Raw genomic sequence first — 23,004 nt, 5'->3', positions numbered from 1 at the left:
TGGTCGACCGCCAAGGGTAAGCAGATGTGTTCCCCAAGCCATGGCCCGGGGTGTGGACGGGTAGCCGTACGGCGACCCATTTAGCTGCTTACGTCCTGCTGATGCTCAGTTGCCCGGGGGTGGGTGGGGCTGGTTGGTAGGACCAGGACGGACTGGGGTCCCGGGGAGCCGAGGCCGTGGCAATGACGACTACGGCGTCACCTGGAGGCGGCGCCGCCAAGGAGCCTGTCTGGTGCGAAGGGGTGCAGTTCGCGTTGCCCGTCTGCGCGCAGGAGCAACTGCCTGCCGTGCACTGATCGGCGTCGGCAGGCGAGGATGTCTGGAGGTGCTGGGATCCGTGCTCATGCTGTGCCGCGACAGTTAACGCGCTGGTCGAATGCGCACTGTGGGAACCGTTGACGACGTGCATTCCGAAGATTCCCGCGATCACAGCAGCCACCAGCAGCAGGAGTGGGACCCGCCGTCGAATGGTGGCGACAAACCGCAGGACTGTCACGCTGTTCACCTTTCTCCACCACCTCCTGCACGTCACTGACAACAGCAGCATACCCCGGGAGGGTATCCCAATGCAGTGCAGCATCGCGGTTTCGCACCTGATGTTGGTTTATCCGCTGTGCATTCCCCGCCGAACGCCTAGAATCGCCAAATGGGCCTCCTAACGTTCAGCATTAACGTCACCCTGGATGGTTGCGTCGACCACCGCGAGGGCATCGCCGACGACGAGACGCATGCCCACTTCACCCGGCTCCTGGAAGAGAGCGGCGCGATGCTCTGGGGCCGCACTACCTACGAAATGATGGAGAGCTACTGGCCTGGCGTCGCCAGTGGCGAGACCGATGCCCCGCAATCCCTCAAGGACTGGGCGGTGACGCTGGAGACCAAGCCCAAGTACGTCGTCTCGGCGTCGAGAAGTGACTTCCCCTGGACCAACAGCCACCATCTGACTGGCGACCTCCGCACGGCGGTCCAGGAACTCAAGGACAGAACCCCCGCTGGAGTGCTGGTAGGCAGCGGGAAGCTTGCCACGGAGTTGGACAGGCTGGACCTCATTGATGAGTACAAGTTCCTGATCCATCCCATGATCACCGGTCACGGACCCACCCTGTACCAAGATGGCTTGCCCAGTACCCGGCGCCTGGAGTTGGTATCCGCGGAACCACTGGGCAACGGCGCGGTTGCCATGCACTATCGACGGGCTGGTTGAGGAATGCGCCGGCATTCACCGGTGTTGTGACGGGCATGCACAACAAACGGATCGGCTTCCTGTCCTTCGGCCACTGGGCCCGCGTCCCGGGCTCCCTGGTACCAACAGCCGGCGAGGCCCTGAAACAGGGGATCGAACTCGCTGTCGCAGCGGAGGAACTGGGTATCGATGGAGCTTTCTTCCGTGTGCACCACTTCGCGCGCCAGCAGGCATCACCGTTCCCGCTCCTGAGCGCCATCGCAGCCCGGACCAGCCGGATCGAGATGGGTACCGGGGTGATCGACATGCGTTACGAAAACCCCCTCTACATGGCAGAGGAAGCCGCGGCCACCGACCTGATCAGTGACGGCAGGCTGCAACTCGGCGTGAGCCGTGGTTCACCCGAGCCCGCACGGAATGGCGCCGCCAATTTCGGTTACGTTCCGGCCGATGGCGAAGACGGGGGCGATATGGCCCGCCGCCACACTGCCCTGTTCCGCAAAGCCATTGCAGGGCACGGCGTGGCGGAGGCGGATCCGCACTACTCCGGTGGCGCCACGGGTTTGCTCCCGATCCAGCCCCAATCGCCAGGACTTCCACGACGGATCTGGTGGGGCGCCGGCACCCGTAAGACGGCGGTGTGGGCGGCCGAGCAGGGGATGAACCTCATGAGTTCGACGCTTCTCACCGAAGATACGGGTGTGCCCTTTGACGAACTCCAGGCCGAGCAGATCCGGATGTTCCGCGAAGCCTGGGCAGCTGCCGGCCATGACTTCGAGCCGAGGGTTTCGGTCAGCCGCAGCGTAATCCCAATCGTGGACGACGTCGACAACCACTACTTCGGCCTTCGCGCCCAAGCGGACAGCCAGGACCAGGTTGGAATTCTCGACGGCGCGTTGTCCCGTTTCGGCAAGAGCTACATCGGGGAACCGGACCAGTTGGCAGAAGAGCTGGCCAAGGACGCAGCTGTCCAGTCTGCGGATACGGTGCTGCTCACTGTGCCCAACCAGCTCGGCGTCGATTACAACGCCAAGCTCCTGGGCAACGTGGCACAGCACATCGCCCCGGCCTTCGGATGGAGCGCCAGCCGCGCTGTGTAACCCCTCCGGCCGGCGTCCACGGAGGTCCTGAAACGCCGGTACTCTTATTGGCTGTGCCTCGTTGCGGGAACACCGCGGGAACACCGTGGGAACGCAGCGGGTGCACGTGTAAGCCCCTTCAATGAGGAGGGGGCTGACGAAGCCAGTAAAGGTAACAATGGACATTCAGAATCTCCTCGAAGACATCGTTGGAGCAGTCGAACCGCACGTGGGCCAAGGAAATGTGGCCGACTACATCCCCCAGCTCGGGGCTGTGGATCCGTATCAGTTCGGGATATCCCTGGTCACCAAGGACGGTGAGTTGTTCTCAGCAGGTGACGCCCACGTCGAGTTTTCCGTCCAAAGCATCTCCAAAGTGTTCGCCCTCGCCTTGGTGCTGGCTTCCGACGGGGACCACATCTGGAAGCGTGTCTTCCGCGAGCCCTCGGGCAACCCCTTCAATTCATTGGTCCAGCTGGAGAGCGAGGACGGGATTCCCCGGAACCCCTTCATCAACGCCGGCGCGATCGTGGTGACGGACAGGCTCCTGAGCCTGACGGGCAATGCCGCGCACGCTGTCCGGGATTTGATGCGGCAGGAAAGCAGCAACACGAGCATCGATACCGACCACCGGGTGGCCTCATCGGAGTTGGACAACAGCCACCGCAATGCCTCCTTGGCGCACTTCCTGGCCAGCTGCGGCAACCTGGAGAACCCCGTGGAGGATGTCCTGAATTCCTATGCCAAGCAATGCGCCTTGGCCATGACGTGCGAGGACTTGGCGCTCGCTACCCGGTTCCTGGCCTCCAACGGCTTGGGAGCCGATGGAAGCCTCCTGTTGTCACCGGCGCAGACAAAGAGGATCAACGCGGTGATGCTCACCTGCGGAACCTACGACGCCGCCGGGGAGTTCGCGTACCGGGTGGGCCTGCCGGGCAAGAGCGGCGTGGGCGGCGGGATCGTGGCCGTGGTCCCGAACAAGTGCGCCATCAGCGTGTGGAGCCCGGGGCTGGGACGGTCCGGAAACTCCGTGGCGGGCGTCGCCGCGTTGGACGAATTCACCACACGCACGGGCTGGTCGGTCTTCTAACCAGCTCATTGTCGTAAAACCTTTTGTGACGCTGGATTACCCAGCGTTACTGGTTGTGTCTGGTCCTTTGAAGCATATTACGGCGCCGCCCTACAGTTTTTTCATGGCAATACAGGACATTTACCCCACTGCGCTGAGGCTGCTCGGCCGCCCGGTGCTGGTTGTGGGCGGCGGACCCGTCGCGCAGCGTCGCGCCAAGGGACTGCTCGACGCCGGTGCAAAGGTCACCGTGGTCGCTCCCGTTGCCACCGAAATACTTCGTTCGCAGGCGGCGTCCGGGCTCCTCAGCTGGGAGCCCCGGGAGTACCGCACGTCGGACCTCGACGGCGTCTGGTTCGTTCAGACCGCTACCGGCACTTCCGCTGTGGACACCCAGGTAGCTGCCGACGCCGAGGCGCAGCGCATCTGGTGCGTCAATGCTTCCGACCACGAGGCCTCAGCCGCCTGGACTCCCGCTGTCGCCGTGGTCGATGACGTAAAAATCGCCATCAACGCCGGAGGAGACCCGCGCCGCGCCATGGCCTTGCGGAACGCTGTTGCTACTGCCCTGGAGTCCGGTGATCTGCCGCTGCGCCGGCACCGGAAGGCGGACAGCACGCGTTCCATTGGTTCCGTTGCTTTGGTGGGCGGTGGTCCCGGCGACTCGGGACTCATCACAGTCCGCGGCCGTCGCTTGCTGGGCCAGGCCGACGTCGTGGTTGCTGACCGTCTTGGTCCGCGTGAGCTGCTCAAAGAGCTGGCTCCCGACGTCCGCGTGATCGAGGTCGGCAAGACCCCGGGCCACCACCCCGTCCCCCAGCTGGAGATCAACCGCATCCTCGTGGAGGAAGCTCTCAAGGGCAACCGGGTGGTCCGCCTCAAAGGCGGCGACCCCTATGTCCTGGGCCGCGGCGGCGAGGAAGCAGAATTCTGCCGGCAGAACGGCGTCGAGGTTGAAGTGGTCTCCGGCGTGACGTCGGCGATCTCGGTTCCCGCTGCCGCCGGCATCCCGGTGACCCACCGTGGCTTGGCCAAGGGCTTCAGTGTGGTCACCGGCCATGAGGAGCTGTCCGAAGTCCCGGCACGGCCCGATCACACTGTGGTGTTGCTCATGGGCGTGGCCCAATTGCGTGATTCCGCGGCTGCATTGGCAGGCTCGGGTCTGCCTTTGGATACTCCAGTAGGTATCGTAGAGAACGGGTATTTGCCGGATCAGCGCGTAACCATCGGCACCTTGGGAAGCATCGCGGACCAAGCGGAAGCCGTCGGTGTGGCCAATCCGGCGGTTATTGTGATCGGCGATGTTGTCCGTGTGAGCCCCTTTGCGCCGGAGCAATTCAAGACCGCTGACTACAGCACCATTACCCCCAACCGTCCCCGCGTCCGCATCAACTGAAACGAAGAAGGAACACAGCCGTGTCAATTAGCACCCCCGTAGGTTCTGCGGACCGTCCGCTCCGCGTCGCCGTCATCGGCTCCGGCCCGGCTGGCGTGTACGCTGCAGACATCCTGACCAAGACCGAAGCCGTCAAGAGCGGCGAACTCAATGTCAGCATCGACCTCTTTGACCGCTACCCGGCGCCGTACGGCCTGATCCGTTACGGCGTTGCCCCGGACCACCCCCGCATCAAGGGCATCGTGAACGCCCTGCACAAGGTCCTGGACCGCGGCGACATCCGCTTCTTCGGTAACGTGGACTACGGCACGGACATCTCCATCGAGGACCTCCGCAAGCACTATGACGCCGTGATCTTCGCTACCGGCGCCATCAAGGACGCCGACCTGAACATCCCCGGCATCGAGCTTGAGGGTTCCTTCGGCGGCGCCGACTTCGTCTCCTGGTACGACGGCCACCCGGACGTTCCCCGCGAATGGCCGCTGGACGCCAAGGAAATCGCGGTGCTCGGCAACGGCAACGTGGCGCTCGACGTCGCCCGCGTCCTGTCCAAGCACGCCGATGACCTCCTGGTCACCGAAATCCCGGACAACGTCTACGCCGGCCTGAAGAACTCCCCGGTCACCGACGTGCACGTCTTTGGCCGCCGCGGCCCGGCACAGGTCAAGTTCACCCCGCTGGAGCTCCGCGAACTCTCGCACTCCAAGGACGTCGACATCATCCTCTACGCCGAGGACTTCGAGTTCGACGAAGAGTCCGACCGCCAGGTGCAGACCAACAACCAGACCAAGACCATGGTTGGCACGCTCACCAACTGGATCGCCGAGCAGCCCGAGGACCTCTCCGAGCTCACGGCTTCCCGCCGCCTGCACCTGCACTTCCTGCACAGCCCCGTGGAAATCGTGGACTCCGCAGAGACTCCGGGCAAGGTTGCCGGCATCAAGTTCGAGCGCACCGAACTGGACGGCACGGGCAACGCCCGCGGCACCGGCGAGTTCATCGACTACCCGGTCCAGGCCGTGTACCGCGCCATCGGTTACTTCGGTTCGGCCCTGCCGGACGTCGAGTTCGACCACAAGAAGGGCGTCGTGACCAACGACGGCGGCCGCGTCCTGGATGCCGACGGCCAGCACGTCCCCGGCCTCTACGCCACGGGCTGGATCAAGCGTGGGCCCGTCGGCCTCATCGGCCACACCAAGGGCGATGCCCTGGAAACCGTCACGTACCTGCTGGAGGACCGCGAAAACCTGCCGGTCGCCGAGGTTCCTGCGGCAGACGCCGTCGTGGATCTGCTCGATTCCCGTGGTGTGAAGTTCACCAGCTGGGAAGGCTGGCTGGCACTGGACGCCCACGAGCTCGCCCTCGGCGCAGCGGCTACCGAAGCCGGCGGTTCGCACGGCGTTGAGGTGACCCGTGAGCGCATCAAGGTTGTACCGCGCGAGGACATGGTGAACATCTCCCGCGACGGTGTATCCGCCCAGGTCTAAGACCAACGCGGGGTCACTTATGGCCGGTCCGGAGCCTCCGGATGGGCCATAAGTGACCCCGCGTTGTTTTAAGGTGGGGGTATGGACGTCGTCGTCATCGAGACTCCCCAGCTGGGGGACCGCAGCTACCTGGTCCACGACGGCTCCGTGGCGTTGGTGATCGACCCCCAGCGCGACATCGACCGCGTCGAAGCGTCGGCCGCTGCCGCAGGTGTCCGGATAAGCCACGTGGCTGAGACCCACCTCCACAACGACTACGTCACCGGCGGCCTGGCTCTCGCGCAGAAACACGGTGCCTCGTATGTGGTCAACGCTGCGGACCACGTCTCGTTTGCACGGGTCCCGGTGGCGGACGGGGATGTGTTTTCAGTGGGACGCCTGTCCGTGCGGGTGGTCGCAACTCCCGGACATACCCACAACCACCTGGCGTACGTGGTGCGCGACGCAGCGGACGACGGCGGCACGGAGGCCGTGTTTTCCGGCGGCAGCTTGCTGTACGGCTCGGTTGGACGGACGGACCTGGTCGCTCCGGGCGACACAGAAACGTTGGCCCACGCCCAGTACTCCTCAGTGCGGAAACTCGTTGCCGCTGCAACCCCGGAAGCCGCGCTCTACCCGACGCACGGCTTCGGATCGTTTTGTTCCATCGGGCCGGCGAGCCACCAGGATTCGTCCACGTTGGCCGAGCAGGCTGAGACCAACCACGCCCTCACCGACCCGAGCGAAGAGCACTTTGTGGCGGAATTGCTGAAGAACATCACCGCCTACCCCGCGTACTACGCCCACATGAGCCCGCTGAACGCGGCAGGTCCGGCGCCGGTGAGCCTGGATGTTCCGGAATCCGTGGAGCCCGCCGAACTGGCGCGCCGGCTGCACGCGGGAGAGTGGGTGGTGGACCTCCGGCATCGGGTAGCTTTCGCGGAGGACCATCTGCAGGGCAGCGTGGCCTTTGAGTACGGGAATGGTTCCAACTTCACCAGCTATCTTGGCTGGGTGATCCCTTGGAACCAGCCACTCACGCTCCTCGGATCACACGATGACGTGGAAAAGGCGATCCTCGACCTGGCGAGGATCGGCATCGAAAGTCCGGATGCCGCCGTCGGGCACTCACCCGAAACGTTGGCGCCCGGGGCGTCGCGGTCCTCCTACCCGCACGGCGACTGGAGGCTGCTGTTGAAGGAACGCGCTCAGGATGACGTGGTGCTGGATGTCCGAAGGCCTGATGAGTTCGAGGCTTCACATGTGCAGGATGCCGTCAATGTGCCCGTATATGAACTCCTTGGCCGGATGACCGAACTGCCCGAAAGCAGGATCTGGGTGCATTGCGCCACGGGATACAGGGCCAGCGTTGCCGCGAGTTTGTTGGACCGTGCGGGGCACGACGTGGTGCTCATCGATGCCCGGTTCAAGGATGCTGCCGCTGCGGGAATTGGATTGACTCCCTAGGACGTCGAAAGCCCGCTGTTCCGTTGTTGGGCAACAACGGAATAGCGGGCACGCAACGTCCTTCTTAGAACTGCAGCGGCGTCTTGTCCGCGCAGAAGTCCAGGTTCCGGTAGACACTGGAGACCGCAGCTTGGGGATCGTGGGCCTCCAAGGCATCAACGAGTTCGTCGTGGCCTTCGCGCGGGATGCCGTTGAAGCCGTCCGTGCGCTGCTGGCGGAGGAGATCGTTGTGGAAGACGCCCCCAAAGGATACGTAGAGCTGGTGCAACAGGGGGTTGCCGGAGGCCAAAGCCACGCGTTCGTGGAATTCCCAGTCCGCAGTGGCCCAGGTGGGGTAGTCCTGGGCGAGCCAGGCATCGTGGCGCAGTGCCAGAAGGCGGCGCATCTCGGCGATGTCCTCAGCTGTGGCGTGCTTGGTTGCCAGCCGGGCGGCCTGGGTATCGAGCCCAAGCCGTACCTCGACGATGTGTTCCTGCGTGTGCTCCTTGTACATCCGCTGGGCTGCGCCGGAGATCTCGCTGTTGGCCCGGACATAGGTGCCGTCGCCGCGGCGTACTTCCAACATCCCGGAGTGGGCCAGGGCCTTGATGGCTTCCCGCAGCGTTCCGCGCGAAACACCCAAGGTGGCCATGAGCTCAGGCTCCGCAGGGATACGTTCCTGCAGCGGCCACTCACCGGTCTTGATCATGTCCCGCAGCTTGGCGGTGATCTCCTCGGCCAGGACCGGGCGATGCGAAGGGGTCAGGGTCATGCCGTCCTCGGTTGGGTCTTCGATGCTGTCCGCTTGCTGGTGAGCAGGTGGCAGGTGACCATGAGCGCCACGGCCACAATGGACAACAGGCTCAACGGCAACACCCAGCCACCGGTGGCGCTGTGGAGCAGTCCCATGCCAAAGGGACCGATTGCCGCAATCAAGTATCCCAGCGATTGGGCGATGGTGGAGAGCGCGGTGGTTTCCGCCGTCGATCCTCCGCTGCGGCTGATGATCACCAGGACCAACGGGAAGATGCCCAGACCGAAGCCGAACAGAATGGCAGGAACCACGGCCAAGGATGTCGGCAACCAGAGCATGGTGCCGATGGCCACTAGCGTGGAGCTGCTGGCCAGGTACAAAGCGGGCCGCAGCATGCCGGGGCGGGAGCCGATCGTCAGCAGGATCATGCCCGCCGCGACCGAGACCAACTGCATCACGCCGAACTGCAGGCCGCTTTCGGAAGCGCTGAGCCCCTGGGAGGTAAGGATGTAGGCGAACCAGCTCATGACGGCATAGGCCAGGAAGGCCTGGAACGTGAAGATCGCGGTGATCAGGAGGCCCAGACGGGTCTTCAGGAGCGGCCACATGGAAACCCGGGGACGGTCGGTCTTGGCCGAGTTGCGGTGGCTGTGGAGGACAACCGGGAGGAAGCCGAGCAGGGCAGCGACGCCCAGAAGGCCCCACGCAGCCAGGCCCATGGACGGCGAGCCGAGCTGCTGCGCGAGAGGCACGCTGACGGCCGCGGCGAACGTGGCGCCGCCGGACATCGTGAAGGTGTAGACGCCGGTCATCATGGAGGTGCGGTCCGAGTAGTGCTCGCGGATGAGCGATGGCATGGCGACGTTGCACACCGCCAACCCGGACATGGCCAGGACGGTGCCGCCCAGGAGTGCGCCGGTCGCGGGAACACCGCGGACCAAGAGGCCGGCTGCCAGGAGTGCCAGCGCGATGAAGATGGCCTTCTCGACGCCCACCCGGCGCGTCAGCCAGGAAGTCCCAAGACCGGCAACCGCGAAGCACAGCAGGGGAATGGACGGCAGGATCGAGGCCACCAGGGCGCCATAACCGAGGAACTGCTGCAGCTCATGGAACAGGGCGGCCGCGCTGGTGATCCCGGCGCGCAGGTTCAGGCCAATGAGGACGACGGCGATGACGCCAACCACGACGACGACACGGGACTTGGGGGCCTTGGCGCCGGTGTTCGCTGCGCTCGGGGCAGCACCGGCGGGGGAGATCGTAGGGATGTTTCCTGTCGTCGTGAGTGGAGTCGTCGTAGCCATATTTAAAGGTTAGACGTTTGACGTCTAATGTCTACACTTCTGTGGCGAATCTCTCCGGTCAGCCCATGGTCCGCCGCTCCCTGGCGAGTGAGACGCCCAGCCGCGTGCCGCCGTCGTGCGCTTTTACCGCGGGTTGCGCGACCCCAGGCGCTGGACCGCCAACGCCAGCCACAGTTGCACGCGGTCCTGGGTTTGGGAGGGGTCGTAGCCGGTGAGCTCGGTGATCTGGGCCAGCCGGTAGCGCACCGTGTTCCTGTGCAGCGTCAAGGCCTCGGCCACGGCCGCCACGGAGCCGTTGTGGTTCAGGTAGCTCTCCAAAGTGGCAACGAGTTCGGCTCCATGGGCGGCGTCGAACTTGCGCAGGGGAGTAAGCGACTCGCTCGCCATGTCCGCCAAGGGCACGTCCTCGCTCGCGAGCAGCAAGGAAGTCAGGCTGAGTCGCTCAGGCTCGTTAACCGGCAAGCCGTGCGCCACGGCGTCGCGCGCTTCGAAGTAGCTCCAGCGCAGGCCGTTCGGCTTGGTGTAGGCGCCGCCGATGCCGATCACGGCATGGATGCCGGCCTCCTGGAGGTGGTCGCTCAGGCTCTTGGCAAGGGCGGTGGCCGAGCTGCCGTCGTCGCTGATGACGGTGACCAGATCCTTCCCGACGACGGCGCTCACGCCACCTTCCAGCGCCTGGGGCAGCGAGATGCTGACCAGTTGCTTGTGGTGTGCCGTGGATTCAGCAACCAGCACCACGTTCTTCCGGGTGCTGTTGATGCCGACCCCTGCCAAACGCCGGGCCGCCTCGATGGTTTCCAGCGTGCCGTGGATGACGTCGTCCAGCACCTGCCCCGCCATGGCGCGCTGGGCCTGCCGCTGCTTGACCATGTTGTTGAGCTCGACGCTGATGAGGTTCTGCGCATAGCTGACGATTCCCGAGTCAATGAACGGTTGGCGGAGCCAGAGCGTGCAGGCGTCCCTGCGGCCGGTGGGAATCGGATAGGAGGCCCAGCCGTCAGCATTTGGGGCCGGTTTCCCGGGAACGCTGTTATAGAGCTGGGCGCTGAACTGCGTGAGAACGACGTCCGTGCGCAGCATGCTGCCGAGCTGTTTGAGGAGCTCGGCCAGGCCACCGCCTGTGAGGAGTGCGCGGGCCAGGATCTGGTGGCCGGCCAGGAGGCGTTCCAGGTTGGAATAATGGTCGGCGGAGTGGGACTCTGCCACGAGCTTTCCGATGGCGATGAAGGGGATCTCGTACGGGACTTCCACCAAGGGAAGCCCCCACCGGTTCGCCTCCGCGATGAGCGCTTCGGGGACGGAATCGTGCGTGAGGCCTATGCCGAAGCCAATCCCCACCGCGCCGGCCCGCTGGACCTGGCGGACAAAGCGCCGCTGGTCGGCCGCGCTCTTGAGCCGCAGGCCCGTGGTCAACACCAGTTCGCCGCCGCTGAGGAAGCGCTGCGGGTCCTCGAGCTCGGTCACTGCGACCCAGCTGATGTCCTGGTTCCAGGTGGTCTCGGCAAGGCCGGCCTGCCGGAGTTTCAGGGACGGGACAGCGACGAGCGAAGCAAGGGACAGGGCCATGGTTAAAGCGTAACCCGGTGCTGGTCAAGCGCACTAAGCGCGGCGGCCTTGTGTGTGCAGCTGACTATTCCTTGGACCACCTCCCTGGCATAGGCTCTGATCAGCTAAAACCCATGCCCAGACACCGAAAGAGGGTTGCACACCGTGGTTCAAACCTTGCAGAACTTCATCAATGGCGAATTCGTCACGCCGGCAGGCACGGGTCTGCTGGACATCGTGAACCCCGCCACCGGGGAAATCGTTGCCAAGTCTCCCATTTCGGTGCAGGCCGATGTGGACGCAGCCATGTCCGCAGCCAGTGAGGCCTTCAAGTCGTGGAAGAAAGCCACCCCGGGCCAGCGCCAGCTCATGCTCCTCAAGCTCGCCGACGCCGTCGAGGCCCACAGCGACGAACTAGTTGAGGCACAGCACCGCAACACGGGCCAGGTCCGTTCCCTCATCGCCTCCGAGGAAGTCGCTGCCGGTGCAGACCAGCTCCGCTTCTTCGCCGGCGCCGCACGCCTGCTCGAAGGCAAGTCCGCAGGCGAGTACTTCGAAGGCCACACCTCCTACGTGCGCCGCGAACCCATCGGCGTCGTAGCCCAGGTTGCCCCGTGGAACTACCCGTTCCTCATGGCCATCTGGAAGATCGGTCCCGCCCTGGCCGCAGGCAACACCGTTGTCCTCAAGCCCTCGGACACCACCCCCGAATCCACCTTGGTCCTGGCCCGCCTGGCCGGAGAAATCTTCCCCGCCGGTGTGCTCAACGTTGTCCTGGGTACCGGCGAGACCGGCGCCATGATGGTTGACCACAAGGTCCCCGGCCTGGTGTCCATCACCGGTTCCGTCCGAGCCGGCATCGCTGTTGCAAGCGGCGCAGCCAAGGGCCTCAAGCGTGCCCACCTGGAACTTGGCGGCAAGGCTCCCGCGATCGTGTTCAAGGACGCCGACATCAAGAAGAGCGCCGCCGCCATTGCCGAGTTCGCCTTCTTCAACGCCGGACAGGACTGCACCGCCATCACCCGGGTGCTCATCGAGGATTCGGTGCACGACGACGTCGTGGCAGCCATGGTGGAGCACACCAAGACCCTGCAGACCGGTTCGCAGAATGATGAAGACAACTACTTCGGCCCGCTGAACAACATCAACCACTTCAACGCAGTGACCTCAGTAGTGGAGAGTCTCCCGGCGAACTGCAAGATCGTCACCGGCGGACACCGCGCGGGCGAGAAGGGCTTCTTCTTCGAGCCCACCATCATCACCGGTGCCAAGCAGACCGATGACATCGTGCAGAAAGAAACCTTCGGCCCGGTCATCACCGTCCAGAAGTTCAGCACTGAAGAAGAAGCGCTCGAGCTGGCCAACGACGTCGAATACGCCTTGGCGTCCAGCGTGTGGACCACCGACCACGGCACGGCCATGCGCATGAGCCGCGACCTGGACTTCGGTGCCGTCTGGATCAACACCCACATCCTCCTCACGGCAGAGATGCCGCACGGCGGCTTCAAGCAGTCCGGCTACGGCAAGGACCTCTCCATGTACGGCGTCGAGGACTACACGCGCATCAAGCACGTGATGTCTGCACTGGATGCATAGCGCTGTCGCATAAGAATTTCCCCGTTTTTTAGAAAGGCAAACCCCTCATGACCACCACCGCGAACGAACTCTCGTACCGCATCGAGCAGAAGCGCAACATCAACGGCGCCTTCCCCGGCCCCAAGTCGCAGGCACTGGCTGAGCGCCGCTCCGCCGTCGTTGCTGCCGGCGTCGCCTCGGGCGTTCCCGTCTACGTAGAAGACGCCGACGGCGGCATCATCCGCGACGTCGACGGCAACTCCTTCATCGACCTCGGCTCCGGCATCGCCGTGACCAGCGTCGGCGCGTCCGATCCCGCCGTCGTCGCCGCCGTGCAGGAAGCTGCCGCGCACTTCACCCACACCTGCTTCATGGTGACCCCGTACGAGGGCTACGTTGCAGTTGCCGAGCAGCTCAACCGCCTCACCCCGGGCGACCACGCCAAGCGCACCGTGCTGTTCAACTCCGGCGCCGAAGCCGTGGAGAACGCCATCAAGGTTGCCCGCCTGGCCACCGGCCGCGACGCCGTCGTAGCTTTCGACCACGCCTACCACGGCCGCACCAACCTGACCATGGCACTCACCGCCAAAGCCATGCCGTACAAGACCAACTTCGGCCCGTTCGCGCCCGAGGTCTACCGCATGCCCATGAGCTACCCGTTCCGCGAAGAGAACCCGGAAATCACCGGTGCCGAGGCAGCCAAGCGCGCCATCACCGCCATCGAGAAGCAGATCGGTGGCGACCAGGTTGCCGCGATCATCATCGAACCCATCCAGGGTGAAGGTGGCTTCATCGTTCCGGCCGAGGGCTTCCTGCCGGCACTGTCCGCGTGGGCCAAGGAGAAGGGCATCGTCTTCATCGCCGACGAGGTCCAGTCAGGCTTCTGCCGCACCGGTGAGTGGTTCGCCGTCGATCACGAAGGTGTTGTCCCGGACATCATCACCATGGCCAAGGGCATCGCCGGCGGCATGCCGCTGTCCGCTATTACCGGCCGCGCCGACCTGCTCGACGCCGTTCACCCGGGCGGCCTCGGCGGCACCTACGGTGGCAACCCGGTTGCCTGTGCAGCAGCACTGGCAGCGATCGACACCATGGAGCAGCACGACCTCAACGGCCGCGCACGCCACATTGAAGAACTCGCCCTGGGCAAGCTCCGCGAACTGGCCTCTGAAGTTTCGGTCGTTGGCGACGTCCGTGGCCGTGGCGCCATGCTCGCCATCGAACTGGTCCAGGCCGGCTCGAAGGAACCGAACGCCGAGCTCACCAAGGCCGTTGCAGCCGCCTGCCTCCAGGAAGGTGTCATCATCCTGACCTGTGGCACCTACGGCAACGTCATCCGCCTGCTCCCGCCGCTGGTCATCAGCGACGAACTGCTGATCGACGGCCTCGAGGTCCTGGCAAAGGCCATCAAGGCCAACGCGTAAGTTTCACGCAAGAGCGGGCCGGGGGAATTTCCCCGGCCCGCCTTTTTTGCCCTGGCACGCCGCCGCGAGTTCGCGGGAACGCGCCCAGTTCGCGGGAGCTTTGCGCGCGATCTCGCAGCGTTCCCGCGAACTCGACGTCGAGTTGGGGGCGTGGGTTCCAGTGAGTGCTCGACGGCGGTGCCCGCCTAGGTCCCGAGCGTCAGGTTCTTCTGGTGGCCGTGTCCGTCGAGCTGGACTTCGACGGTGTTGCCGCCGATCAGGGTTGCGCCTTCGTCGGCACTGATCATCGTGGTCCAGGTGCCGGGAACCGTGATCCGGAGGCTGCTTTGAGTGCGCGAGGGATCGGCCACGGATACCGTGAGCTTCCCGTTGCTCTGATGGGTGGCAAGGGTGCACGGACCGGAGACCGTGAAGCCCGCCGCGCTGCCTGGTGCGAAGAAGTTGGCAAACACCAGGGCGTCCTTATCCACGCCCAGTACTTGGGCAACCGCCGAGTTGGCCAGCACCTTCACTGAAGGATTGGCCGACTGCGAGAACGTGGCATCGTGCGTTGCAGCGGGCAGCACCATGTACGCATAACCTGAGCCGGCCGGATCGTGGCCGTGGCGATGGGTCACTGTGACAAAGTCCCGGGTCACGGGATCTGCGCTCCCGCCGGTGTCCGCCCCGGAGTTGATGTCGTACCAGCTGCCGGTCCGGCGCACCACGGCAACCTCGGGTGTGCCCGAAACACCCGGGGAGTCCAGGAAGACGTAACCTCCGTGCCCCTCGATATGAAGGGAACGCTTAAGCGCGATGGGAGCATCGCCCGGGGCCATGCTGCGGTTGCGGGAATCGGTCCGTAACGAAGGCACGGAACCCACGGCGAAGGACCTGTTCTCGATGGTGGTCTGCACGGCGGCGCCGCCCGTGCCGGTGATGGCTGATCCAAGGCACACCACGGCATCGTCAAGGAAGAACCACGATTTCCGCCCGGAAAGCGTCTTGTTGTGGTTGAGGTGGTCCATGCCGACCACACCCCAGCGGCCATCGACAGTCAGCCCTCCGGCGAAGGCCTGGTAGGCGCGGGGGATCCCGGTGCCGGCTCCGCCCGCTCCGCTGGCACGGGCCTCGTCATTGACGGTGGTTCCGGGAAGGGCATAGGGGTCCACTGTGGGCCAGAAGTCCGCACTGAACTGTGAGGGGTCCTGACGGGTGTACACGAAGGTCATGCCGTCGCCCTGGTACCAGCCGAGGTTGTTTTCGCTGTTGCCCCATTCGTAGCGGCCAATGCGTTTGGAGGAGAGGTTCACTGTGCAGCCCCACTGTGGTCGGTGGTGCACCAGGCGGTCCTGGTCAGCGAACATTCGGCTGTACACCGGGGCCGGAGAAGCTGTCACGGACGCATTGGAGAGAACAGCCAAGGACAGCAGGGACTTGGCCAGGCTCTGTGTGGGGTGGCCCACGAGCTTCTGGTCGGCACAGCGTTCCAGCCACCCCTTCGCCAACGCCAGGAACCGGGAACGGTAGGGCTCCTCGCATCCGGGAGCCAACAGGAGCACAGCCGAGATCAAGCCGAAGCCGCTGACGTAGTCGGGTTCACGTTGCCGCGAGACAGCCCGCCCGCGAACGGTATCCATGATCCTGCCGTCCCAGACGAACGGGGCGTACGTGTTCTCCACGGCGTCCAAGAGCACTGACTGCCTGGGATCGTTGATGGCCCATGTGCTTCCACCGAGCATGGCGATGATTTCGGCGATCCCCGCCAGCGCCACCACACCGTAAGTCCCGGCATAGGGCAGGTAGCTGTGCTGAACGAACGAGCCATCCGTATAGAAGCCGTCGCCGCTGGTGACGTAGGTGAAAACACTGTTGGTGCCGCCCCGGACGGTGTCGCTGAGGGCGTCCCGGCCAAGAGTGATCTCATCCGTGTTGTTGTCCAGGATTCCGCGCATGCAGCAGGCCAGTGATTTGTCCACGCGGTTGGCTCCGGTTTCGGCCAGTGATGTAGCACGGCCGCGCCAATTCGGGTTTGGGGCGAACCAGCGGACCGCCGCGAGCAGGGATGACCGGAGGGCTTCCGGTACTTCGGCATGCATCAGGGTCAGGATGTCCACTGTCTTGCGGGGCACACCGATTTCCCAGAACCACCAGTTGCCCGCTGCGCGCATCCCGGGTTTGTAGGCAGTGTCGTTGAGGAGCTTCAAGCCAGCAACAATGTCGGCGGCCAGTTGGGGATTCCCCGCGTACGGGGTTCCGGCCACGGCGTAGCCCAATGCCATGTCATAGAGGCGATTGAAGTGCAGGCCCAGGTTGCTGGTCGCGGTGGCGGACTGTCCGATGCCCGTCAGCGGGAGGTCGCTCCAGAGGGAGGTCCGCACTGGCGCTTTGTCCATGGATGACCACCACTTTTCCGTGGTGGCGCCCATGCCATCGAGTTGTCCGGCAAGTTCCGGAATGTCAGCTGCGCTGCGGCCGCCGGTGAGCACTTGCCGTCGTCGTGCAATGAGCTCGGGCAGGCCATCCGCTGCAAAAGAGGGCCCCGCCTGTGCGAGAAGCGCCCCTGCGAGGGCTGCGGCACCTGCTGTGCGGAAAAGGGTCCTGCGGCTCATGGGCGATCCAATGACGTTCAAAACTGCTCCGTTCAAAACTGTTGTGGCGTGGGGATATGGCGGCGGAAGTTTCCGCAACCCTATTTCCGGTTCCCTGGCCCATCAACGGAAATGAACAGAAGTGCTCAGAACTTGTTGAGAGGCGAAACCGAGTCCCGGATGACGATGTGCGTACCAACGGTGAGGGTGTTGTCAGAGGAGGCGCCGGCGTCGTGCGGTGACTGGGCCAGAGCCAAACGGACGGCCTCGCGCCCCAGTTCTTCGAGCGGAACGCGAACGGTGGTCAGGCGCGGACGCAGCTCGCTGGCGACGGGAACGTCGTCGTAGCCCACCACGGAAATGTCTTGTGGAACCTTGATTCCGCGTTCCTCGAGTGCTTCCAGGATGCCGGCGGCCACGAGGTCGTTCGCTCCGAAAACGGCGGTGAAGTCCAAATTCTGGTCCAGCAATTCCCGCATCCTGCTGTACCCGAAACCACGGCCGAACGCGCCCTCGTGCACCAGCGCCGGGTCCCGCTCGATGCCGCGGGCGTCCAAGGCCCGGTAGAACCCTGCCAGCCGGGACGCGGTGGTGGAAAAATCACGGGGGCCGCCCACGTAGAGGATCCTGCGGTGGCCCTGGGAGATGAGGTAGTCGGTGATCGCGAAGGCGCCTCCTTCGTTGTCGTAGGTGACCATCTTGGTGGGCACTCCCGTTCCCAGGGACGGCCTGCCGCACAGGACCAGTGAAGATCCCGCCGCTGCAAGCGCACGCGCACGGTCGGCCATCTGCTTCCGGTACCGCGGGTCGTCGGATGCCCCACCCACCACGATGACGGCGTCGGTGCGCTGCTCCCGCATGAGGTCCACCAGGGCAAGCTCACGCTCTTTGTCGCCGTGGGTAGCGGTGATCAGGCACAACCGTCCCTCGGCACTCGCCTGCCGTTCCACGCCGCGGGCGATGTAGGCGAAGAAGGGATCAGCGACGTCGTTGATGATGATTCCCACTGTCCGGGTGGTGGCGCCGGCCAGAGCACGTGCATGGGCGTTGGCCACGTAACCCAGGTCCGTAACGGAACGAAGAATCCGTTCCCGCGTGGCTTTTGCCACGGGATAGTTGCCGCTCAGGGCCCTGGAAACTGTAGCTACTGACACCCCCGCCGCCTGCGCGACGTCGGCAATCGTGGCGCCGCTGCCGCTGCGGGCTAGGGCGGAATCTGTGGGGGAGTTTTTCTCGGTCACTAGGCGATTCTTGCAAGATCCGCGGCCAAAACCGGATAAGCCAAGGGCAAGCCCTCGGTCAATCGGCGAACTTCCATGACCGCTTGGCTGCCCAGACGGTGGATTTCGTTTCCCAAGGCTCCTGCGATGTGCGGTGTCAGGACCACATTGGGCAGGGTGTGCAGCACTGAGCCGGCGGGGAGGGGCTCGGGATCGGTGACGTCGAGATAGGCATCGAGCCGCCCCGAAACGAGTTCCCGGGTCAGCGCGGCTGCGTCGATCAAGACGCCCCGGGCGGTGTTGATGACCAAGGTGCCGTCCTTCATCAGGCCGAGCTCCTTCGCCCCGATGATGCCACGCGTTTCGGCAATGTCCGGCGCATGGACGCTGACGACGTCGGACAGCATGCAGAGCTGGGCCAGGCCGACGGATTCGACACCCAGCGCAGCAGCCTCGACGGCGTCAAGGTAGGGGTCGTAGACCAGGACCCGTGCGTCGAGGTTCTTCAGGAGACCGATGACCAGGCGTCCCACGCGTGAGGCGCCAACCAACCCGATGGTTACGCCGTTGGTTCCGATGGCGGGGAATCCGGCGGAGTTGCGGGATGCACCGGTGGTGCGCAGCTGTTCGCTGAATCGACGGGCTCTTTTGAGGCCCATGATGATTGCCGCAAACGTGAACTCGGCCACCGGCACCGCATTGGCCGCAGCCGAGGACGACACTTGTATTCCGCGCTCATGGACCTCCGGGGACAGGAACGTCTTGACCGTTCCGGCCGCGTGGACGATGGTGCGCAGCCGCGGCAACCGGTCCAGGACCCAGCCGTCGATGACGGGAGCGCCCCAACCAGTTATGAGGAGCTCGGCATCTTCGAGCAACCCGAAGGCACCCGGCTCGGAGAAATTGGCAACGGGTTCGGAACCGAGCAGCGTGACCATCCCGCGCAGCCGGGCAAGGTCCTCGGTGCTGAACAGGGCGGACAGATTGTTCCTGCCCATCACGAAAGCAGCCTTCATGGGGCCTGCGTGCTGGAGATTGGTGGTCACTGCGGGTTTCCGTCCATCGGTGGTAGGGAAAATTCATAGAAAGCGCTTGCTATTTTGAGTCAGCGTAGGGGTGGTACTGAAAGACTGTCAATCCCACCTTCCCTAGCCAGTCAGAGGAAAAGAGGTGTTGTTGACATCACATTATTTCTATAGGTAGCTTGTCTCCCATAGTAAACGCTTACTATTTCAGCCGATGGTTGCTCTACAGCGCCGGGCCACTCCACATCCGCCGTCCACTGGCGCAGACAGAGGAAATACATGAGCAGCAACAGCCAAACACTGACGCCCCAGGCGGCGCACGACGTCGGCGGGCCGGCGACGGCGGCGGAAGGCCGCCGTCGTAACCGCCCTCCTGCGGGACCCGACGCGGGACCGAGCCGCAAGAGAACCCTGATGGCACGCATCCGACGCGACAAAGTGATGTTGCTGCTGATCGCACCGGGCTTCCTGTACTTCGTGGTGTTCCACTACATCCCGCTCGCCGGCAACATCATCGCGTTCCTCGACTACAAGCCCTACCTCGGTTTCGTGGACAGCGTGTGGGTGGGGCTGGACAACTTCGCGGCCATGTTCCAGGACGGCGCCTTTTGGGAAGCCCTCCGGAACACCCTGGTGATCACCGGGCTCCAGCTGGCCCTGTTCTTCCCGGTTCCCATCTGCCTGGCCCTGCTGCTGAACAGCATCGTGTCCAACAAGATCCGGAAGTTCGTGCAGAGTGTGGTGTATCTGCCCCACTTCATCGGCTGGGTGATCATTGTGGCCGTCTTCTCGGAGGTTCTCGGTGCCACGGGCGCCGTCCCACACCTTCTGGAAAACCTGGGACTCCCGCGCTTCGACGCCATGACCACGCCCGAGTTCTTTCCCTTCCTGGTGACCATCCAATCCATCTGGAAGGACGCGGGCTGGGGGACCATCATCTTCCTTGCCGCGCTGATGAACGTAGACCAGGAGCTCTACGAGGCCGCGGCCGTGGACGGGGCGAACGTCCGGCACCGGCTATGGCACATCACCATCCCGGGCATCATGCCGGTGATCATCCTGCTGCTCATCCTCAACCTCGGCAGCATCCTCTCAGTGGGCTTCGAACAGATCGTCCTGCAACGCGACAATGTGGGCCCCGGCGCCGGCGAGGTGCTGGACACCTACGTCTACTTCCACGGCATCCAGGACGGCCAGTGGGGTCCGGCGGCCGCGGTGGGGCTCGTCAAGGGAATCGTTGGGCTGATCCTGGTGCTCGGCGCGAACAAACTGGCCCATCTCTTCGGACAGGAAGGTGTCTATTCCAATGGCAAATCCAAGTAGCACGCTGGTGGCAGGCATGGGCCGTCGTGGGAGCCGTTCGGTGAAAAAGGACACCCGTCCTGTCTGGATGGAAAAGCCCAAGCCGGTGGTCCAGGTATCCAAAGCCATCGCCCTGGTGGTGATCTGCTTCCTGGCGCTGTACCCGTTGCTGGCCGTACTGGCGACGAGTCTTTCCAGTCAAAGCGAGATCGCCAACAACAACGGTCTGGTCTTGTTTCCCAAGGAACCCACCTTCGCCGCCTACCAAACGATCTTCGCCGGTGGGGTAGTGACCGATGCCCTGGTCCGCTCCTTGCTGATCACCACGATTGGAACTGCCCTGTCCCTGGTGGTCACGGTGGCCATGGCGTACGGCCTTACCCGTCGTGACCTTGTGGGCGGCCGCTTCTTCCTCATGACCGCTCTGTTCACCATGCTTTTCAGCCCCGGGATCATTCCCAGCTTCCTCATGGTCAAGGAACTGGGGCTGCTGGACAATTACGCAGCCTTGGTCCTGCCCACGCTGATGAGCGCCTTCAACCTGGTGGTGGTCCGGTCCTTCTTCATGAACCTGCCCAACGAACTGTTCGAAGCCGCCAAGATCGACGGCGCCGGCGACTTCCGGATCCTGGTCCAGATGGTGTTGCCGTTGTCACGAGGCGTGCTGGCCGTCGTCGGGCTTTTTTACGCGGTGGGCTACTGGAACGCCTTCTTCAACGCCATGCTCTACCTGAACGACGACAAATGGCCGCTGTCCATGATCCTGCGCCAGTACGTGTTGCTCGGCCAACCCATGGGCGACTCCGCAGTAGCCGAGATCGCGGTGCCGTCCCAGGCGATCCAGATGGCCGTCGTCGTGATTTCGCTGATCCCGATCGTGATCGTCTTCCCGTTCCTCCAGCGGTACTTCACCAAGGGCGTCCTCACCGGCGCCATCAAAGGCTAAGCAAACTCTCTACTCTTGAAAGGGAATCCCATGAACGCAGTCCCGACTCCCGGCCCCAGCCGCCGGAGCTTCCTTTCCGTGGCGGGCATCGGCGCCCTTGCACTGTTCAGCGGCGGGGCCTTGGCCGGTTGCGGGCAGCGCACCACCAACGTCGCCTCCAACGCCAGCGAGGCTTTGCTTCCCACGCATATGCCGCTCAAAGCGGCCGCTGCAGACATCGCAGGCACGGCTGAAGGCGTCCCGGCTGCCTTTTACAAGTACCCGACGCCGTTCCGGAGCGTGGAGAAAGCACCCCTGAGCGGTGGCAAGATCACGGCCATTACCAACCTGTTTGGCACTGCACCCAACGCCCGTGCAGACAATCCCGCCTGGCAGGCCATTGAAGCCCGCTTGGGCGGACAGGTGGAGATCACCTCTGTCTCCTCGGACGACTACGCCACCAAGTTCAACACGATCATTGCCGGGGGCGAGCTGCCGGACCTCATGTTGAACGACGGTGCCGCAGTGCCCAACATCGTGGAATTCCTGCAGGCCAAATGCGCGGACCTGACGCCGCTGCTTGGTGGCGAGAAGGTCAAGGACTATCCCAACCTCGCCGCCATCCCGGAGGTTTTCTGGAAGCAGACAGTACAGGCCGGCAAGCTGTACTCCCTGCCCATCCCGCGCAACCTCACTGGCGGCTCCGGATTCGTCAACCAGACCCTGCTGGAGAATGTCGGGGTCAAATCCACCGAGGACATCAAGGACAAGGACGATTTCTACAGGGTGGCCAAGGAACTGACCAATCCTGCCAAGAACCAGTGGGCGCTGGGCAGCACCAAGTTCGGTCTCACGATGCTCCACCACATGTTCCGCACGCCGAACGTCTGGAAGAACGACGGCGGCAAACTCACCCGGGCGTTCGAGACCGACGAATACATGGCCGCGATCGAATTCGCAGCCAAGCTCTACAAGGACGGGATGTATGTCCCGGGCTCTGAAGGGTGGACCAAGTCCCAAATGGTGAACTCGTTCATCTCCGGCAAGGTGGCCATGATCTATGACGGACTGCCCGCCTACATTGGGCCGACGGGCTATGGGCGCAGCGTCCCTGCGGCGAACAAGGCCAACAAGGCCGTCCCGTTCATCCCCGTGGGCCACGACGGCGGCAAGGCCCAGACCTGGCTGGACAACATTACCTTCGGCACCGTGATGCTGAAAAAGGCGGACGAAGCCAAGCTCAAGGAAGTTCTGGCCGTAGCCGATTTCCTCGCGGCACCATTTGGCAGCGAAGAATACTTGCTGCTCAACTACGGGGCAGAAGGGGCGGACTACACCCTTGATGCCAACGGCAACCCCGTGGTGACCGAGCGGGCCTTGCTGGATAACGCCGTGCCGTGGAAGTACCTCGCGGCACCCCAGCAAGTGGTGTACGACCCCAGCAACAAGGACATCGTGGATGTCATGCACAACGCCTATTCCAAGCTCATTCCGCTCGGGGTCGAGGACCCGTGCGGCACCTTGTTCAGCCCGACCAACGCCAGCAAGGGTGCGAAGCTGGGCCAGCCCGTTTCGGACGCTGCCACGGCTGTCATCGCTGGACGCGGGACCATGGACGCGCTCAAGAGTGCCGTGGCGGACTGGAAGAAGAACGGCGGCGACACCATCCGCGGCGAATACGAATCAGCCCTGGCCAAGTAAGCAGCGGAACAACCCCAAGGATC

18 protein-coding genes are annotated in these 23,004 nt (G+C 64.1%); 11 read left to right on the top strand and 7 right to left on the bottom strand.

Annotation, left to right across the window (positions count from 1 at the left end; genetic code table 11):
- Positions 1-88: 88 nt before the first annotated feature.
- Positions 89-496, bottom strand: a complete 408-nt coding sequence (locus PQ627_RS13810) for a DUF6153 family protein (protein WP_274261902.1) — start codon at positions 494-496, stop codon at positions 89-91.
- A 150-nt stretch (positions 497-646) separates the two neighbouring features.
- Here PQ627_RS13810 and PQ627_RS13805 point away from each other — a divergent pair, with 150 nt between their 5' ends.
- The 6 genes from PQ627_RS13805 (at position 647) to PQ627_RS13780 (ending at position 7,660) form a co-directional block, all read left to right on the top strand.
- A complete protein-coding gene (locus tag PQ627_RS13805) occupies positions 647-1,204 on the top strand; it encodes a dihydrofolate reductase family protein (protein WP_274261899.1) in 558 nt (185 codons plus the stop codon).
- Positions 1,205-1,239: 35 nt separating this feature from the next.
- Positions 1,240-2,283: an LLM class flavin-dependent oxidoreductase gene (locus tag PQ627_RS13800; RefSeq protein WP_274261897.1), complete on the top strand. Its 1,044-nt coding sequence runs from the start codon at positions 1,240-1,242 to the stop codon at positions 2,281-2,283.
- 157 nt (positions 2,284-2,440) lie between these two features.
- The gene (locus PQ627_RS13795) at positions 2,441-3,352 is read left to right on the top strand and encodes a glutaminase (RefSeq protein ID WP_274261894.1); all 912 of its coding nucleotides are present in this window, start codon (positions 2,441-2,443) and stop codon (positions 3,350-3,352) included.
- 103 nt (positions 3,353-3,455) lie between these two features.
- Positions 3,456-4,727, top strand: a complete 1,272-nt coding sequence (cobA, locus tag PQ627_RS13790) for a uroporphyrinogen-III C-methyltransferase (RefSeq protein WP_274261892.1) — start codon at positions 3,456-3,458, stop codon at positions 4,725-4,727.
- Between the two features lie 20 nt (positions 4,728-4,747).
- Positions 4,748-6,214: an FAD-dependent oxidoreductase gene (locus PQ627_RS13785; RefSeq protein ID WP_274261890.1), complete on the top strand. Its 1,467-nt coding sequence runs from the start codon at positions 4,748-4,750 to the stop codon at positions 6,212-6,214.
- Between the two features lie 81 nt (positions 6,215-6,295).
- Complete coding sequence (locus PQ627_RS13780; RefSeq protein WP_274261888.1) at positions 6,296-7,660, top strand: MBL fold metallo-hydrolase; 1,365 nt, start codon at positions 6,296-6,298, stop codon at positions 7,658-7,660.
- A gap of 64 nt (positions 7,661-7,724) precedes the next feature.
- Here the strand turns inward: PQ627_RS13780 and PQ627_RS13775 are convergent, their stop codons facing one another.
- From PQ627_RS13775 to PQ627_RS13765, 3 genes are all read right to left on the bottom strand, one after another.
- Positions 7,725-8,411, bottom strand: coding sequence for a FadR/GntR family transcriptional regulator (locus PQ627_RS13775; protein WP_274261886.1), 687 nt, complete (start codon positions 8,409-8,411; stop codon positions 7,725-7,727).
- Entirely contained in the window at positions 8,408-9,694 is a 1,287-nt protein-coding gene (locus PQ627_RS13770) for an MFS transporter (protein WP_274261884.1), read from the bottom strand. Before PQ627_RS13770 ends, PQ627_RS13775 begins: the two co-directional genes overlap by 4 nt.
- A gap of 123 nt (positions 9,695-9,817) precedes the next feature.
- On the bottom strand, positions 9,818-11,260 hold the full coding sequence (locus tag PQ627_RS13765) for a PucR family transcriptional regulator (RefSeq protein ID WP_274261882.1): 1,443 nt from the start codon (positions 11,258-11,260) through the stop codon (positions 9,818-9,820).
- Positions 11,261-11,404: 144 nt separating this feature from the next.
- Between PQ627_RS13765 and PQ627_RS13760 the strand changes: the two genes are divergently transcribed.
- Positions 11,405-12,835 (top strand): gamma-aminobutyraldehyde dehydrogenase, encoded by a 1,431-nt coding sequence (locus PQ627_RS13760; protein ID WP_144659304.1) that lies wholly within the window; start codon positions 11,405-11,407, stop codon positions 12,833-12,835.
- Between the two features lie 47 nt (positions 12,836-12,882).
- Positions 12,883-14,238: a 4-aminobutyrate--2-oxoglutarate transaminase gene (gabT, locus tag PQ627_RS13755; protein ID WP_144659305.1), complete on the top strand. Its 1,356-nt coding sequence runs from the start codon at positions 12,883-12,885 to the stop codon at positions 14,236-14,238.
- A gap of 185 nt (positions 14,239-14,423) precedes the next feature.
- Here gabT and PQ627_RS13750 read toward each other — a convergent pair whose 3' ends face one another.
- The 3 genes from PQ627_RS13750 to PQ627_RS13740 form a co-directional block, all read right to left on the bottom strand.
- On the bottom strand, positions 14,424-16,829 hold the full coding sequence (locus PQ627_RS13750; protein ID WP_274261877.1) for a polysaccharide lyase 8 family protein: 2,406 nt from the start codon (positions 16,827-16,829) through the stop codon (positions 14,424-14,426).
- 125 nt (positions 16,830-16,954) lie between these two features.
- Entirely contained in the window at positions 16,955-18,049 is a 1,095-nt protein-coding gene (locus PQ627_RS13745) for a LacI family DNA-binding transcriptional regulator (RefSeq protein ID WP_274261875.1), read from the bottom strand.
- Positions 18,049-19,074 carry a hydroxyacid dehydrogenase gene (locus PQ627_RS13740; protein WP_274261872.1) on the bottom strand — a complete coding sequence of 342 codons (1,026 nt, stop codon included), beginning with the start codon at positions 19,072-19,074 and terminating at the stop codon, positions 18,049-18,051. The genes PQ627_RS13745 and PQ627_RS13740 overlap by 1 nt, the downstream gene beginning before the upstream one ends.
- A gap of 258 nt (positions 19,075-19,332) precedes the next feature.
- On the opposite strand from PQ627_RS13740, the gene PQ627_RS13735 reads away from it, so the two are divergent.
- From PQ627_RS13735 to PQ627_RS13725, 3 genes are read left to right on the top strand one after another with little or no spacing between them, the layout of a single operon-like run.
- A complete protein-coding gene (locus PQ627_RS13735; RefSeq protein ID WP_274261870.1) occupies positions 19,333-20,376 on the top strand; it encodes an ABC transporter permease in 1,044 nt (347 codons plus the stop codon).
- On the top strand, positions 20,360-21,301 hold the full coding sequence (locus PQ627_RS13730) for a carbohydrate ABC transporter permease (protein ID WP_274261867.1): 942 nt from the start codon (positions 20,360-20,362) through the stop codon (positions 21,299-21,301). The genes PQ627_RS13735 and PQ627_RS13730 overlap by 17 nt, the downstream gene beginning before the upstream one ends.
- Positions 21,302-21,331: 30 nt before the next feature.
- On the top strand, positions 21,332-22,981 hold the full coding sequence (locus PQ627_RS13725; protein WP_274261865.1) for an extracellular solute-binding protein: 1,650 nt from the start codon (positions 21,332-21,334) through the stop codon (positions 22,979-22,981).
- Positions 22,982-23,004 lie beyond the last annotated feature (23 nt).

The organism is Paenarthrobacter sp. AB444, from assembly GCF_028736865.1.
Lineage (GTDB): Bacteria > Actinomycetota > Actinomycetes > Actinomycetales > Micrococcaceae > Arthrobacter > Arthrobacter nicotinovorans_B.
This window is presented reverse-complemented; position numbering and strand designations above follow the sequence as displayed.

Coding starts and splice junctions, on each gene's coding strand:
- PQ627_RS13805 (WP_274261899.1), top strand. CDS start 647: ATGGGCCTCCTAACGTTCAGCATTAACGTCACCCTGGATGGTTGCGTC.
- PQ627_RS13800 (WP_274261897.1), top strand. CDS start 1,240: ATGCACAACAAACGGATCGGCTTCCTGTCCTTCGGCCACTGGGCCCGC.
- PQ627_RS13795 (WP_274261894.1), top strand. CDS start 2,441: ATGGACATTCAGAATCTCCTCGAAGACATCGTTGGAGCAGTCGAACCG.
- cobA (WP_274261892.1), top strand. CDS start 3,456: ATGGCAATACAGGACATTTACCCCACTGCGCTGAGGCTGCTCGGCCGC.
- PQ627_RS13780 (WP_274261888.1), top strand. CDS start 6,296: ATGGACGTCGTCGTCATCGAGACTCCCCAGCTGGGGGACCGCAGCTAC.
- PQ627_RS13775 (WP_274261886.1), bottom strand. CDS start 8,411: ATGACCCTGACCCCTTCGCATCGCCCGGTCCTGGCCGAGGAGATCACC.
- PQ627_RS13770 (WP_274261884.1), bottom strand. CDS start 9,694: ATGGCTACGACGACTCCACTCACGACGACAGGAAACATCCCTACGATC.
- PQ627_RS13765 (WP_274261882.1), bottom strand. CDS start 11,260: ATGGCCCTGTCCCTTGCTTCGCTCGTCGCTGTCCCGTCCCTGAAACTC.
- gabT (WP_144659305.1), top strand. CDS start 12,883: ATGACCACCACCGCGAACGAACTCTCGTACCGCATCGAGCAGAAGCGC.
- PQ627_RS13750 (WP_274261877.1), bottom strand. CDS start 16,829: ATGAGCCGCAGGACCCTTTTCCGCACAGCAGGTGCCGCAGCCCTCGCA.
- PQ627_RS13735 (WP_274261870.1), top strand. CDS start 19,333: ATGAGCAGCAACAGCCAAACACTGACGCCCCAGGCGGCGCACGACGTC.
- PQ627_RS13730 (WP_274261867.1), top strand. CDS start 20,360: ATGGCAAATCCAAGTAGCACGCTGGTGGCAGGCATGGGCCGTCGTGGG.
- PQ627_RS13725 (WP_274261865.1), top strand. CDS start 21,332: ATGAACGCAGTCCCGACTCCCGGCCCCAGCCGCCGGAGCTTCCTTTCC.